Annotated in this window: 14 protein-coding genes and 1 tRNA gene; 1 reads left to right on the top strand and 14 read right to left on the bottom strand. The window is 36.6% G+C overall.

Features of this window, described 5'->3' with window-relative positions; genetic code table 11:
* Positions 1 to 300: 300 nt before the first annotated feature.
* The 8 genes from FB551_RS19175 to FB551_RS19140 form a co-directional block, all read right to left on the bottom strand.
* The gene (locus FB551_RS19175; protein ID WP_142018592.1) at positions 301 to 1,323 is read right to left on the bottom strand and encodes a soluble NSF attachment family protein; all 1,023 of its coding nucleotides are present in this window, start codon (positions 1,321 to 1,323) and stop codon (positions 301 to 303) included.
* Entirely contained in the window at positions 1,316 to 3,013 is a 1,698-nt protein-coding gene (locus FB551_RS19170) for an APC family permease (RefSeq protein WP_142018591.1), read from the bottom strand. Before FB551_RS19170 ends, FB551_RS19175 begins: the two co-directional genes overlap by 8 nt.
* Entirely contained in the window at positions 3,003 to 5,381 is a 2,379-nt protein-coding gene (locus tag FB551_RS19165; protein ID WP_142018590.1) for a hypothetical protein, read from the bottom strand. The genes FB551_RS19170 and FB551_RS19165 overlap by 11 nt, the downstream gene beginning before the upstream one ends.
* A complete protein-coding gene (locus FB551_RS19160) occupies positions 5,372 to 6,115 on the bottom strand; it encodes a hypothetical protein (protein WP_142018589.1) in 744 nt (247 codons plus the stop codon). Before FB551_RS19160 ends, FB551_RS19165 begins: the two co-directional genes overlap by 10 nt.
* A complete protein-coding gene (locus tag FB551_RS19155; RefSeq protein ID WP_142018588.1) occupies positions 6,088 to 7,221 on the bottom strand; it encodes an AAA family ATPase in 1,134 nt (377 codons plus the stop codon). Before FB551_RS19155 ends, FB551_RS19160 begins: the two co-directional genes overlap by 28 nt.
* Positions 7,222 to 7,233: 12 nt before the next feature.
* Positions 7,234 to 7,812: a DUF4919 domain-containing protein gene (locus FB551_RS19150; RefSeq protein WP_047428328.1), complete on the bottom strand. Its 579-nt coding sequence runs from the start codon at positions 7,810 to 7,812 to the stop codon at positions 7,234 to 7,236.
* Positions 7,799 to 8,455 (bottom strand): hypothetical protein, encoded by a 657-nt coding sequence (locus FB551_RS19145; RefSeq protein ID WP_167497899.1) that lies wholly within the window; start codon positions 8,453 to 8,455, stop codon positions 7,799 to 7,801. The genes FB551_RS19150 and FB551_RS19145 overlap by 14 nt, the downstream gene beginning before the upstream one ends.
* A gap of 267 nt (positions 8,456 to 8,722) precedes the next feature.
* A complete protein-coding gene (locus tag FB551_RS19140) occupies positions 8,723 to 9,112 on the bottom strand; it encodes a VOC family protein (protein ID WP_142018587.1) in 390 nt (129 codons plus the stop codon).
* Between the two features lie 262 nt (positions 9,113 to 9,374).
* Between FB551_RS19140 and deoD the strand changes: the two genes are divergently transcribed.
* On the top strand, positions 9,375 to 10,085 hold the full coding sequence (deoD, locus tag FB551_RS19135; protein ID WP_047428333.1) for a purine-nucleoside phosphorylase: 711 nt from the start codon (positions 9,375 to 9,377) through the stop codon (positions 10,083 to 10,085).
* Between the two features lie 52 nt (positions 10,086 to 10,137).
* Here the strand turns inward: deoD and FB551_RS19130 are convergent, their stop codons facing one another.
* The 6 genes from FB551_RS19130 to FB551_RS19105 all read right to left on the bottom strand — a co-directional run bounded on the left by FB551_RS19130 (position 10,138) and on the right by FB551_RS19105 (position 15,105).
* Positions 10,138 to 10,923 carry a TatD family hydrolase gene (locus FB551_RS19130; RefSeq protein ID WP_142018586.1) on the bottom strand — a complete coding sequence of 262 codons (786 nt, stop codon included), beginning with the start codon at positions 10,921 to 10,923 and terminating at the stop codon, positions 10,138 to 10,140.
* Between the two features lie 116 nt (positions 10,924 to 11,039).
* Positions 11,040 to 12,971 carry a hypothetical protein gene (locus FB551_RS19120; RefSeq protein WP_142018585.1) on the bottom strand — a complete coding sequence of 644 codons (1,932 nt, stop codon included), beginning with the start codon at positions 12,969 to 12,971 and terminating at the stop codon, positions 11,040 to 11,042.
* Positions 12,958 to 13,467 carry a hypothetical protein gene (locus FB551_RS19115; protein WP_142018584.1) on the bottom strand — a complete coding sequence of 170 codons (510 nt, stop codon included), beginning with the start codon at positions 13,465 to 13,467 and terminating at the stop codon, positions 12,958 to 12,960. The genes FB551_RS19120 and FB551_RS19115 overlap by 14 nt, the downstream gene beginning before the upstream one ends.
* Positions 13,468 to 13,490: 23 nt before the next feature.
* Positions 13,491 to 13,562: transfer RNA gene (locus tag FB551_RS23385), tRNA-Pro, on the bottom strand.
* A gap of 175 nt (positions 13,563 to 13,737) precedes the next feature.
* Positions 13,738 to 14,388: a hypothetical protein gene (locus tag FB551_RS19110; RefSeq protein WP_142018583.1), complete on the bottom strand. Its 651-nt coding sequence runs from the start codon at positions 14,386 to 14,388 to the stop codon at positions 13,738 to 13,740.
* Between the two features lie 3 nt (positions 14,389 to 14,391).
* Positions 14,392 to 15,105 carry a DUF434 domain-containing protein gene (locus FB551_RS19105; RefSeq protein ID WP_167497898.1) on the bottom strand — a complete coding sequence of 238 codons (714 nt, stop codon included), beginning with the start codon at positions 15,103 to 15,105 and terminating at the stop codon, positions 14,392 to 14,394.
* Positions 15,106 to 15,174: the final 69 nt, after the last annotated feature.

Genomic DNA, 15,174 nt, shown 5'->3' with positions numbered 1-15,174 from the left:
ATCTTTTTTGATATTATTTTATAATTTTCACAATTTCGGGAAGGTTTCAAATATGCAAAACCACGAAAACGATCTCAAGAAAATTGCGATTAGACACAAGGATTTTTTTTATTTTTTTACCTCTCGCAGATTTTGCAAATCAAGCAGATCTTAATGATAAAAAATCTGCGTAATCTGAATAATCTGAGAAAATGTATTGCAGATCTCCTACTGGAAATCTATAATTTTCTGACGTCTTAAACTACTCCTACAATCTGGAAAACAATTGTCTAGATGTAGCGGAGATTCTATTTTCAGTTTTTAATTTCTAAACATTTTATTTCTTCCGGTTTTGAATCTTGAGATATCTTTGAGAATTACTGCATCATCAGGGTTAAAAAATTTGAGTTCATTCACAATTTCTGAGCGTGTGCTTACTTTATCAGCGATAATTTCGTAGGCTATATTTCTAACTGTAGTATGTAATTTCGGATCTTTTTTGAATTCATGTTTCATTGCTTCCAGATAAGTAATTTTTTTATAGGCTGGAGTCTTTTCGTATAAATTCAATATTTCAGATTCTAATTTTTTAACATCAAAGATATTGGCGAAATAGTTATTCAAACAATTGAAAGCATCTTTATCTTCTTCCCATCCTTTCAATAACACCTTCTGGGCTTCTTCTGTTTTCTCCATCTTTTTCCGGTACACCAAAGAAGCTTTTACCATCTGGTTGTTTTTCACATAATCATCGGCAACCATCTGATAATAGTAATGGGCATTTCTAAGATCGTTGATTTCTTTATAAAGATCTCCTACTTTTTCTTTCTGTTCCATTTCTTTGTAAAGATCAATAGCTTTTTTATGCTGTTTTGCCTTTTCATAACAAGCGGCTGCATCGGATTTGTTATTCAGTTTTTTAAGGTATACTACTGCTGCTTCGTTATAAAGTTCTCCATTTTCCAATGTCTTTGCGCCTCTGTAGTTGTCCTGCAAAAGATTCATATAGATTCTTGCTGCTTTTTTATAGTCTTTTTCCGCAATGTATTTTTCGGCCAGCTCTTCATATTTGCTGCGGATTCTGTCGAAAAGTGAATTTTCCAGATAAAAACTGCTGCTTCCACTGCCTTTTCTTCCGGCAGAATTGCTTTTGTTCCGTTCTTTATCCTTTAAAGAAGTAATCACAAGAAGTATGATGAAGGCTACAATTAAGAAAACGCCTAATGTTCCAACCACATTCCAGAAACTTTCATGGAATAACTGGGCTACAATTCCGATAACCTTAAATAGGGCAAGCAGTACAAATGCCGCCATGAATTTGTCTATAAATTTTTGTTTATTCATCATCATCGGAGTTTAAAATGGTTTTATCTTCTCTAAACAGACGATACAGGAGTAATAACACACCAACGACCATAACCCATACAAACCAGTTGTATCCAAACATTCTTACCAACGGATAAAACAAATACATAAGCATAGCCACTAGAATGGTAATTAAAACAAACTTTACCCAGCCAGGTACATTGTCTCCACCCAGATTTAAAGATTTGTTTTTAAACAGGAATGAGTACAGTCCTACACCAGCAATCATCAGGATCACCATATACATAATATCTGATATCGGGGCTTTTTTCTCTAATGGGTTTCCTTCCTTTCCCACGGCTTTCACTTTTGATTTATCGATAGCAGCAGAAGAAGGATCTACAATATCCAATGTTCCGTACAGTTTTCCTAATGAATCAGCCATCAATGCCTTCTTCTTTTTCAGAAGATATTTTACAACATCATCATTCACTGGTTTTCCTTTGGTGTATTGTTTTAAAGAGTCTGAAATTTTACGTTTCAGATTTTCAGTTTTTTGTTCAAGGTGTTTTGTAATTTTCTTTGTGTAGATGATTTTGAGAGAATCTCTGCTCTGTTTTTCTTTATTAACAAGCTTTTCGATATCTCTTCCTATTTCGCTTACATCTCTTCCTCCTGCTTTTTTATAATTTTCTTTGTCTTCTTTTGTTTTGGATTCTATAATTCCGGCATGAATAAGTTCTTTGGACAGCCCTTTTCTTTCCTGATGATACATTGAATCTATCTTAAGGTCAATTTCTGATGTCCCGGACTGGAAAGCTATCATATCAGAAGGTTCTTTTACTGTGCTGTTTACAATAGTTCCCGATGAATTGGTATTTTCTTCCTGTTCTGAACTATTTCTATCTGAAGGTAATGCTATCTTTAAAACGATTGCCGCAATAATGACCGCCCAAAATACTCTGCGAAAATTTCTGGTTCCTGCGCTCTCCTTTTTACCTTCTGCACCACCACCGAATAGTCCTTCCAGCCATGTAAATTTGCCAAAACCATCTCCTCTGGAAATTCCCATTACATCCAGGGAAACGCCTAATTCTATCGCTCTTTCTGGGTATTTTTCAATATATTTCAGGTATTTCTCTATCTCTTTTTTATTTCCGGCCAATACTTTTTTAAGGTCAAATGGCAGATTATTCATCCATTCTTCTTCGGTTTGTTTGGGCTGTAATGCTTCCATTACTTTTTCATCATCCATTTCCACCGTATAGCTTTCTATTTTCTGAGGGATTGAAACTCCATTCAGTGGTTTTCGGACGCTGTCAGTGATTGTTCCCGGCTGCTGAATCAATACAATCCAGTCAATTTCTTCTGAGAGTTTTACGAGTCCGAATTCGGGATGCATAATCAAAAACCGGGAATCAAGCTGTGCCCAGTCTTCAGGATTTATTTTGGGATAAAAGGTTGTATTTTCGGGAATGAAAAGCCTGTCATCTACACTTTGAAAATAAGCATTCCTGCCAATTTCATGGGGAGCATGATCATTAAAAACGAGAAAACAACCGTACAGTACATTGGGACTATCAGCAGGAATAGCAAAGGATTTTACCTGATGTAAATTGACCCCAAGCATTTCCATCTCCTGAAGCCATACCACAGGTGAAGGACCTTTAATCAAAAGTCCTTTTTTCGGGTAGTTATTTTTCGGGAAAGGTTTTATTCTAAGCTCCATAATCCAAAATCTGTTCTATAAAAGGTTTTAAAAACCTATCACACATATCATCCATTGTTTTTACTTTCAACAGGGCATGTTCCGGAAGATAATATTCTGATCCACCGAATTCCGTATAGGTAGCTAACGATAGAAAACCGCCCAACGTAGACGGAATAAAGAATTCTTCAATACTTTTGTTACTGCTTCGGAAGCTTATCATTCCTCTTGAATCGGTAACAATTTCACTTCCATCGGGGAATGTGAATTTATTCTTATTCTGCTCTGCGAAAATTCTGATATCGTATTTGTTTTTAGAAAAATCAAGTGTGTTTTCGGAGGCACTGTATAATTCATTTCCGGAAACAACCAGATTGTTGTGCTGATTAATTCCTATTTTATTGAAGTTATTGATGATCCTCAATCCGCTTCCTTTCAATTTAGCGACTTCTGCTTCAGCTTTTATAATATTTTTTTCAAATTCTTTCTCTTTTCCGGTAACAGGCTCTACAGAAATATTCCCGTCAATATTGATTTTATAATGGGTAACACTGTCCGGATGATGAATATAAAATGTCCGTCCGAAATAAGTCAGCTGATAATATTCCGGAATATTCATTCCTGTAAGATTCTGTTCAGAATATTCTCCCGTATTAAGATTAAGCTTTGAAATCAATTTCTGATCAGACTGATACTGACACAGAATAAAGTGTTGCTGCCTGTTTTTTGCGAGGGCAAACTGTCCTCTAGGTTTTATGGAAATTTTATCAAATAACACTTCACATCCGTGATGGGTTTTATAATAATCGTAAGAATGTCTGTCGTAATAGTTATCGGAAAGATAAGTCTTCAGCAATTGTTTTTTTGAACTCAGAATAAAAAACTCTCCATCATATAAGAACTTAGCGATCTTATTAACCGGCGTTGGGAATAAAATCGGATAGTTTTGTGGAAGATCGGTTTTCTTTCCGTTGAAGTTCTGAGTGGATTGTTTTTGCTGTGGCGGATTGGCCCACAGCTCCTGCAATGGAAGTTTTATTTTCTGGATATGCTTTCTTGTTCCTTTGTGATGTTTGTAAAAATTGATTTCACCATCTGAAGCTGTTGTTACCAAAAATTTCAGCTGATCTCTATTCTGATGTACAACCCGCTGAATTTCCTCATCAGCCATATTATCCTGATGGGTAATGAAGAAAACTTCCACATCTTTTTCTGAATGATGTTCGTTAAAAAACTTCTCCAGAGCTTCCGAAACTTCCAGAACTGCACTTACCTGATTGAGGTTTTCCACCACTTCTTCCACTTTGTTCAGCGCAATAGGAGTAGCAGCCTGTCCCAAAGCCAGAACTTTACATTCAGAATGGGCTTTTGGGTGCTTAATAACGGCTATTGCAGAGGCATAAGCCAACACTTTTGGCGTTCCCCAGTTTCTAAGGGAAGTATCAATCAGGATAATTCTTTCAAAAATATTTTCTTCAGGTGGAATTTCTCTTTGAATATAAAGTGCCTCATTATTGGCTACACGATTCATAAAGACATCATCTTCATTGGCAAATTCGGAAAGAAGCATCCTATGGAAATCACCTTTATTGCTCATATCAGAAATTCCTCCGATAGGCTGTTCACCCGGAGAAAGATGGCGCATGGGAATTTTCAGACCACTCCAGATTCTTTTGATCAGGCTTCCCACCTGGAAGGTCTTTGGCTCATCAATTAATTCTTTGATAAAATCTTTATCAGAATCTGCAGTTGTTTCTTCTTCTACCACCTCATCATCCAGTTCCGGCTCATGAATCAATCCTTTCATGGCATCAATAATGGACTGTACTGTAGGAAACTTTTCGTTCAGGTTCAAAGCACTTAAATCTTTGTTTAAAGCTGATGAGCCGTCATCATGTTTTTCTGCACTGGAAGCAATTTCATGCGGTCTTTTATAATAGGATCTTAAAAAACCATCGGAAAGCCCTGGTGACAGCCTGTTGTGCCCGTTTTCAAAAAGGGTCTGCAGCAGTACAATTCTGTTCTGCCTTTGTTTATAAACTTTTGGAAGTGTTTTTATTTTTTCAAGAAATTCAATTTGTTTTTCCGCTCTGAATTCAAAATCTTCTCCGCTATAAAACTCTGCTGTACGTCTTAAGGGACCGGCAAAATCCGTGTAGCCATCCTGCATTGCATATAAAACCATAAGCAATGCGCCGAACGGAGGCCATCCCACGGGCTGAAGATAATTCAAAATCTCCATGACATAAGGCCTGTAAGCTATCGCTCCCACTCCCGGAACCGAGAGAAGATTGTTTTCATTGTATCCGGAATCTCCGGGAACATCTTCATCTGTTTTCCATTCCCAAAAATAATTTTCGTAGGACTGGAAATAAGTATTTAATTCCATTCTCTTGATTTTTCAGTAAGACGAAATGAGCTTATGGACAACGGACGGAAATCGGTATCTTTAATTAAAATACAGTTTCCATTTTCATCCCATAACAACCATCCTTCCTGTTCTTTATTATATTTCTGCAGCAGCAGTGTGCTTACATTTTTAAATTCAAAATCCAGACCGGCCGGCAGTAAATGTCTGTCTTTAGTCCAGTAGGCTTTTCCGGGAAAGCTTAGCAGAGGAACTCCCAGGAACAATGCTTTGTCTCCCAGCAAAGTCCATTGTATTTTTTCAAGTTTAAATTTGGGCAATGTGGCAATAGTTTCCTTAATATCAGCAATAGTACTGAGTAAGGCGATTGCCGGCTGTTCTTCATTGCTTTCTTTCAGTTGTACCTGAACCTGTTCATGAATCCCGAAATAGTTTTGGTTCGAAGGCGGAAGACTAAGCTGCAATGCTTTGTCTATAGGAATCCAGAGCAATGCTGTTCTCATCTTTTTGCTGGGAACCAAAGCCTCTTTTCTGAATAAAAGCCCATCACGAAGTTCATATAGAATAAAATCCGGCAATTGTTGTATTACTGAGGCTGCCGCCTGTTCGTCAGTAAAATCTTTTAACCAGATTGTTTCATCATCCACGGCAATCTGAATATTCTTCCAGTCTCTGATGGAACCCAGAAAATCTTCATCAGCACGGGGAATTTCCGCCCAGAATTCTTTTAAACGCTTTGAAGGATCTTCTGCCATAAGGTTTCAATTTCTTGCTGGATATACTGTTTCTGCTCCTGATTTCTGATCCAGGCGCAACGGGTTTGCAGGTATCTCAGTTTATCTTTAATCACATTCTGTTCTTCAAAACTCAATGGTCCTCCATTCCATTTTTCCACAAGAATTTTTACGTCTTTCATGACTTCTTCAGGATTGGGAGTTTTGTTTTGCATGGCCTGTGGATGGGAATCCGGATGATCATCTTTCTCGATAGTCCTGTTAATAATCCCTTCCAGAATTTCAATCTGTTCTTCGGTATCCCAGATATGTTTCAAAACCCATAAATCGGAAAGTACCGCTTCATTTCTTCCGCAGATCAGAGCACTTGCGGCAATCAGGTTCTGAAGTTTTACCGCTCTACGGTCTGAAATAGCAATCCCGGTATTTCTGAGGCTCATGATGGTATTCAGATAAACTTCATAAATGGGTTTAAGATCTATTGTTCTACACAGACTCTGAAGCTGCCTGATTGCGTCAGCATGGATTTCCGGAATTTCCGTTTCTTCTTCGTTTTCCAGTTTTCTTCCTGCCAGAAGTACTTGTTGTAAGAGTTCAGGATTAACATAGTCTACATTAATTCTTACCAGAAAACGGTCAAATAATGCGTTCAGTGCTTCATCTTCCGGAAGAACGTTACTTGCTCCTACAAACATCAGCGCAGGAAGGTGTTTGGTTTCTTTTCCTCTTTTAAATATTTTTTCGTTAAGTGCCATCAGAAGGGAATTCAGAATAGCGGAGTTTGCATTAAAGATCTCATCAAGGAAAACCATAGAGGCTTCAGGCATCATCCCTTCCGTATTGGTAAGGAGCTCACCCTCTTTCAGTTTCCTGATATCAAAAGGTCCGAAAATTTCATTCGGTTCTGTAAATCTTGTAAGCAGATATTCAAAGTTTTTTCCGTCTTTCACTGTTTTAGCCAGCGTTCTGACAATTGCAGATTTTGCAGTACCCGGAGGTCCATATAAAAATGCATTTTCTCTTGCCAACAGGCATATTCCCAACAGATCTACGACATCATTTTTACCTACAAAAGTATCTTTTACGTAGTTAAGAACTGTATTAAGCTGATTTATATTCTGGTTCATTGATTTAAAAAATTAAAATTTCCACCACTTTTTTTTCGGGATCTTATCTTCTTTATTTTCCGGCTGTTTATTTCTTTTACTGAATGAGAAAGCGAGTCTCTGATAAGGCACTTTGATATCGAAATACAACTGAGTTCCGTCATCCAGCGTGAGTACATCCATGACTCGATCTTCGTCTTTGACCAAACTTTGTGAAATATCCTGTTTATTGAGATGATGCCTGATCAGATCTCTTTCATCGGAAATTCTTGTAATAATGTAGGGAGAATCTTTGGTTCCGTCTCCTGTTTTTTCAAGGCATTCGAAAATAAGCTGTGCAATGGTCATTTCAATACTCCTGCCTTTTTCATCACCCAGTTCTTTATAAGCAAAGTATTTACAGATATGTGCTCTGGGACTCAGCAGAATATTGACATTGACATATTGTATCACCTCTTCAAATTTTTCTTCATTCAATAAATCCTGTATTTTTTCAATATCTTCCGAATAGGGATCATATTCGGGGTTATTGATCACCAATTCACGGCATTTCAGGAATGTCTCTTTTGTAGGGTCAGTTAAAAATTCAAATACTTTCTCATACGTTTTCATTATGGTCTTCGGTTATAGTTTTTAGTTCTCGCCAGAATGCATCTTTGTGCATTCCGAATTCGGCTGTTAGTAGTTTATTGATAAACGGAATTTCTGCCAGCTTATAATCCTTTTTTTCAACAATTCTTTCCAGATAGAGTTTTCTGTATGTATTGTCTTTCAGTTCTTCCTTCCAGTTCACATTCTTCAGATCAAGATCATACCCTATTCCTGAATAGTGAAACTGCGTAAGAATATTCTCCAGCATGGCAATCAGTGGATCTTCAGGATCAGCGGTATTCAAAGCAACCATGACCTGTGGTAAAAATCTCAGTGATAAGTCTGCAGATAAGATAGAAGGAATGTCCCGTATTCCTTTGAATCCGGGAATCAGATGATCAATATTTTTTTCTGTATTTTCTCTAATGAGATAAAGCTGTGCGCTATGGTAGAGCACTTTGGCTGCCCAAACTGCAGTTTCTTTGTTAAAGGTAATTTGATCAGACAAAAACTCAAGTCGTTCTTTTTCGAATTCTGTTTCAAAATAATCTCCTGCTTCCGCCTCTTCCTGAGGGGAAATTTGCTGTAAGCCAGAAAAAAGAGTAATACATTCTTCCTTACGAAGCAAAAACATCGTGTCTAAAAACGGTGACTTGGTTTCCATGATCTAACAAAAATAAAATTATTTCGTTGAGAATAAAATTTTTATGAAGAAGATTCATGTTAAATATGGAATTAAAGTATTGAAAAATGCAAAGACGCAAAGGTTATCAGCATTATGCCGTTTTTAAGGCGCACGAAAATCAAAGGTTTTCAACAAAATAAATCTTACAATCTAAACCTTATAGGTTTTAAAAACCTATAAGGTTTGAAATTACGTATTCATTACTATAAAGATTGCTTCGTCACTAAAGCTCCTCACAATGACTTATTATGATACGATTTCAATGATATTATTTTCCGGATCAAGGATGACGCTTTCATAATATCCGTCTCCTGTCATTCGCGGTTCTCCGGCAACTTTGTATCCGTCTTTTCTTAATGTTTCTGTCAGCTCGTTTACTTTTTCTTTACTGCCCGCAGTGAATGCAAGGTGGATGATTCCAAACTGTTGGAATTCGTAAGAGTTTTCACTTTCTTTGATATCCGGACTGGTCATGATTTCAAGACGGCATCCATTCTCAAATTTTAAAAAATAAGACTGAAAGTTTTTGACAGGATTATGGTACTTTTCATTGGAAACAGCTCCGAAATATTTCTGATAAAATACTCTGGATTTTTCCAGATCTTTCACCCAAATGGCAATATGCTCTATTTTCATTTTTAAAATGTTATATGTTTTACTTCTGCAAAAGTAGCCGGACTGCTTTCACGATACCTGCTCTTCGTTATTCTTTTATTGTTCTGTATTTACAAGATTAGGTTTTGAATTCTGCAAAGGACTTTTTATAAAAAATTATTTAAAGCATTTATTAATAACATCTTATATGTTTTATTAATAAGAGAGGGTTTCACAGTTCCCATTTTCGCAATTACAGAAACAAACTAAAAGTTATTATCTTTGCCTCATTCAAAAAAATATTATGAGTATTCACATCAGTGCAAAAAAAGGAGAAATTGCTAAAGTAGTATTGCAGCCGGGGGATCCGCTTCGTGCACAGTATATTGCTGAAAATTATTTAGAAAATGCTAAACTGGTAAGTAAAACCAGAGGTATTTTATATTATACAGGACTTTATAAAGGTAAAGAAATCACTGTAGGAGCTAGTGGAATGGGTTTCCCAAGTATCGGAATCTATTCTTTTGAGCTGTTTACAGAATATGAAGTAGATACCATCATCAGAATTGGAACTTGTGGTGCTTACAATACGGATCTTAAACTTTTTGATATTTTAAATATTGAAAAAGCAGCCAGCGAAAGTACTTATGCCAAATATGCATGGGGAATTGAAGACGAAATTCTTTCTCACCAGGGGAATATCTTTAACACGATTAATGAAACGGCTAAAGATTTATCTCTAAATGCTAAAGCAATCAATATCCACAGTAGTGATATTTTCTACAGAAAAGATCCTGACACTCCGGAAATTGCTACAAAATATAACTGTCCTGCAGTAGAAATGGAAGCTTTCGGTTTATTTGCGAATGCCCAGCATTTAGGAAAAAACGCAGCGACTATTCTTACCGTAACGGATATTATCCCTACCCATGAGAAAATCTCTGCTGACGAAAGAGAAAAAGCTTTGAATCCTATGATGGAGCTGGCTTTAGAATCGGCAATAAAGAGTTTGTAAAAGAATAATTATTTATAAAAAAAGAGCTTTACTTTATCAGTAGAGCTCTTTTTTATAGTCTGAAAAAATTTCTGGCAATTTCTGTGGTCTCGTCTGCAACCTCGGAAATGCTGATCTTCTTCAGATGGGCAATGGTTTGTGCCACATAAGGTAAAAACGAAGATTCATTTCTTCTGTTCTGCATTCTCGGCATATTCTTGGGAAGCATAAATGGAGCATCTGTTTCAATCATCATCCTGTCAAGAGGGATATATTTTATAACGTCTTCAAGGTGTTTAAATCTTTTTTCATCGCTTATGGCTCCGGTAAATCCTAAATAAAATCCTTTATCCAGATAGATCTTTGCTTCATCCAATGTTCCGGTGAAACAATGTACAACGGCTTGGGGTAATTGGGAAAGGTATTCATCTGTAAGCTCATTAAATCTTTTAAATGCTGATCTTTCATGAAGAAAGAGGGGTTTATTGACTTCTATCGCCAGTTCCAGCTGTGCTTTATAGCATTTTTCCTGAACGGGTCTGGGGGAAAAATCACGGTCAAAATCCAGTCCGCACTCACCTACTGAAATCACATGATCCTGTTTTAATAATTTCCTCAGTTCGGCGATGCTTTGTTCATTAAAAGATTTGGCATCGTGAGGGTGAATTCCGGCTGTTGAAAACAAGATTTCAGGATATTCTTCTGCAATTTCCGCAGATTCTTTACTTCCACGTATACTGGTTCCAGTGAGAATCATATGTTCAACGCCATGATCTAATGCGCGGTTGATAATTTCTTCGTGTTCATTATAAAATTGTTTATTGGTCAGATTAATGCCAATATCAATATAAGTATTCATTTGTTTTTACTGTTTTATTATTGGTTACTTTTATTTAAAAATAGAAACAGACCGGGTTCGAACTGATGACCTTCCTTTGAATGGAATATTTTTCCAGTTAAACTACTGTTTCTTGTTTATGTTTCCGCTCTCAGAAGATTAAAGTATTCTGAAGCGGTAAGTGGTCGTATTTCTCCGGTAGGAGTTATTTTTTCTTTTAATTCGCATATAAGCAAATCGCCCTGTCTCTTCAGGCATTTTATATAAGGGATCAGGTTGCTGTGTATTCTGAATGTAGATGCAATGGCTGTCAAAGCATCACCTTTATATCCTTCCTCTATCCACAACCAGTGCTCTTTTTCCGTAGATGGACAATAACATTTCACTGCATAAGAATATTCTGCTCTCCTTCCCCAGATGAATACTCCCAATTTACGGTTTTCAACTTCATGAACTTCATAACGGTTGACTTTTCGGATTAGTTTTGCGTTTCCGTTTTCATCATATTCCTGGTAGGTAACTTCAATTTCTTTTTCATTGATCTTTTGGGCTTCAAGTTTTTCCATCAGATTTCCTACGCCATAATAACTGAAGCAGAACAGTTTAAAATTCCGATCTTCTGCTTTAAAGAATTTTTCATATTTCATCGGCTCCACTTCCATCCAGAGACTTTCAATTTTATCTAAAACCTGTTTAAAAAATGGAGTGGTATAAGACTCCCATTGTCTTTCATATTCACGGGTTTCAAAATTCTGAAAACTGCTGTGTCTTAATTTTAGGATTCCAACCAGTTTTCTTAAAGGATAGCGTTTTTCCTGAAAAATATAAGGAAAAGATGTCCGCGAGATAATGAAATGATCTTTTGTAAGATGCAGGTTATTATTTATTTTAAAATAAACATTTTTTGCGATATGCTCAAAGCCATCATAGGTACCGTACAAATAGTTATTAATACACTTCAGGGCAGGAAACTTCAGTCCATTCATCCTGGAATCCCCCCATTCCCCAAGATATTCCAACGATTTAAAACATGTTTCAGGGTTCACATTATACAAAAACTGAATTTTCCCGTTCACTTTTTGAAGGTGTTCAAAACGATCGGTTTCATGAATAATCAGATCCCCTACTTCAGCAATGTTGGGAGCAACCGCATTATAGGTATTGAAAACGCCTTTCACATATCGGAGAGCATTCAATTCGCACTTTTCAGAACCATTATAAATGAAATTTCCATTAATATCTGTCAAAACCGGAAATGATCCTCTGCTTCTTCCATTAAGCATTATATTGCCGGATTTTTCAAGCGCCGGAAAAGTGACATAAGAACCATTTTCCATATGAATACTTCCACTGGTTTCCTGAAGCACCGGAAATGAAACCCCAGTATTTTCAAATTTCAGGTTACCGATCAACTTCTTCAGGAAAGGAAAATGATGGGTAAATTTATGCCCGATATGATATTCGCTTCTTATTCTAAGCGTGCCCTGAACAAATTCCAGATTCGGGAATGAAACATTTCTCCCTACAATGGTAATTTTACCCCGGATTTCCTGATGAGGAATGGTAATATTATCTCCAAGGATATTGATATCAAAGATACCGTCTTTCAAAAGCAAATCTGCCTGAAACTGATACTGAACAAGAATAACATCTCTTGTTTTCAGCAACTTTCCATTCCTCGTATTTACGGTGGCATTCTTTACAGAAATGCATCCTCCGATAGTTTCCAGGTTTTTAAAAGTCGTATCCACAATACACTTAAAATTTCCTCTGACTTGTTTAAGGCTGTTCATCACAGTATGACAATGCATGGTAAAATGACGTTCTACTGTTTCCAGCTTTGGCAGTTCACAGTTTTTGGCATCAATAGAAAGGTTTCCTGTGATAAGTTTCAGCTCCGGGAAGCGGCATTCTTCACCCCGCAAAACCAGGCTGCCCTGTATTTCAGTGCAATGAAAAGTGACGTTTTTAGCATACATTTCTATCAGAGTATGTTCATCAAAAACAATATTCGCCCAATCTTCTCCGGAGAATATTTTATATTTTTTTATGGTATCAGTCGTATGCATTTTCTATCATTTGAGTTATCGGATTATATTCCTGCTGGATATACTTTACGAAGTAATCACTTTCTACACGGAGCATTTTATGTTCATTATGGGTTATAAAGGCATTTTCATAAATCTGGAATGCTTCTGTAGTTCCGGCTTTAGCATAGATATGGTATTCTTTTGTTTTCAACATATGCTGATTGCTTGTTTTCTCAAGACAGTATTGTCTATAACCCGTTGTATATTCTGCAAGATTTTTAATTTTATTATGATAGCTTCGATTTGTTTTTCTTTCTCTCAGTGTAAGAATAGGTTCTTTCACCATCTTTTCTTGCGCTAACTTTTCTGAGGCTTCTCTTTTTTGTTCCTGTAAAATTCTTTGTCTTTCTTTTAGCATTTCGGCTCTGGAGAGCTCCAACGCTTTTTCCATTGGAGTTCTATTCCTCCTCTGTATGGGTATGGGAATCTGAACTTCATCAATAATGTTCAGATAAATCAATAGTTTTTTAAGCATGGTATTATATTTTAAAATGAAAGCCAAAGAGACCGGGATCGAACCAGCAACCTATCCTCCATGGATATGCTTTTCCAGATTAAGCTACTGCTTTGACTTTCTGATTAATTATATCTGCAAAACTAGAAGCTTAGTACGCAATGTTTCTACGCAGTAAAAAAGTAGGTGAAAAAAGACGAAAGGTGAAATAATTTTAAGAGTAAAAGCAGCATAATCTGTGGGAGCTTTTATTTTCCCACAGATTTCACAAATGACACAGATGTTTGCATTTTATTCGTTGATGAATTTTTCCAGAAAACCGATTAGCTTTGTTCCGCCGTGGCTCCAGCGGATTCCATGACCTTCTTTTTCCCGAACTTCAAAAACCAGCTCATGTTTGTAGTGGAAGAAAACATTCCACCAGGTTTTATTATCGAGAATATCATGGATTTTTGCCATTACTTTTTCCTGCTTCTGCCAGTTATTTCCTTTGATTTCTCCCCAGAAATCATCATCCATTCTTCCAATATGCTTTTCCCAGGCTCTATGTGCAATCGTTATTTCATTGTTAAATGGTTCCTGACAGGCATTGATCAGCATTGCTTTCAATGGCGGAATAGCATTTTCATCACGGATGCTTGCTGAAGTCAATCTTTGTCCTAAAACATTCAGCCAATGCTCAATTGAAATAGTTTCCAGAAGTTTGGCTTTTACCTTATCTGAATCATTATTATCAAGAATCTCTAAGAACTTTTCAAAGCTTTCTTGTCTGTTGATCTTTATTTCTTCATTAAAATAAGGGAAATCCCAATCTAAGCTTCCTTCCTTAAATCTATGAATATTTTTTTCAAGGTTTTCCAGATGTTCTTTTGCTACAAGGACTTTGTACTGATCTTTCCATGTTTCAGAAAACAGAGCAATATAGGGTTCGAACAGATTCATATTTTACATCATTTTGATCAGATTAACAGGAAGACTTTCCTCTGTAATCAAATATCCGATCAGATTAAACCATTCTTTACAGTGATCCAGAATCCAGGCATCTGAAGAAATAACGATTGCTGAACTTTCTGCCAGAAATTTATCAGGATTGAATTGCAGATCTGCATCCCAGTTGAGTTGATGATCTTTGGCAAAATCCAGAACAATCTGTTTAATTCTTCCACTGTTGGAAACAGGCTTATCAAATATCCATACAATTTGATGAATCTGATTTTTCCGGTAAAAAGATGCCACCAATTCTACTGCTCTCAAGGTCTGATTAACTCTTTTATAGGTTCCATGCACACCAGAAAGATCACGAATGCAGCCATCCAATCCTTCAAAAACATACGCATCGGAAAGCAGACTTTCCAGTAAGATAAGAACATTGAAACCATCCAGATATATCGTCTTCTCTTTTAAATCTGAAGTACCAACATGCTTCAGCTGTCTACTATGAAGCTGCTGAATGGATGCTGATGCTCCCCGAAGAGCTTGTATCTGGCGGGTTTTAAGCCGATACCTATTCCCTACAAGATCCGAAGCCGCTTTTTCCGGGTAATCTCTGCTTAACAGGTACTGCATATCTTCAACAGCCAGTTTCAGCTTACTAAGCTGCTTCTCTGAACCAAATAAGGTATCATCGCCGGTATTTTTCCCACGGTTTCTGTTATTCATGCTCAAAAATAGAGTTTTTGCTGAATTTTTATGGTAAAAAGTTGATTTTAATAGATAATGCTAAAAACC

Origin of the sequence: Chryseobacterium aquifrigidense (assembly GCF_006716485.1) — a bacterium.
In the GTDB taxonomy this organism is placed as follows: domain Bacteria; phylum Bacteroidota; class Bacteroidia; order Flavobacteriales; family Weeksellaceae; genus Chryseobacterium; species Chryseobacterium vietnamense.
Note: the sequence above shows the minus strand (reverse complement) of the source record. Positions and strands in the feature narration are given on the sequence as shown.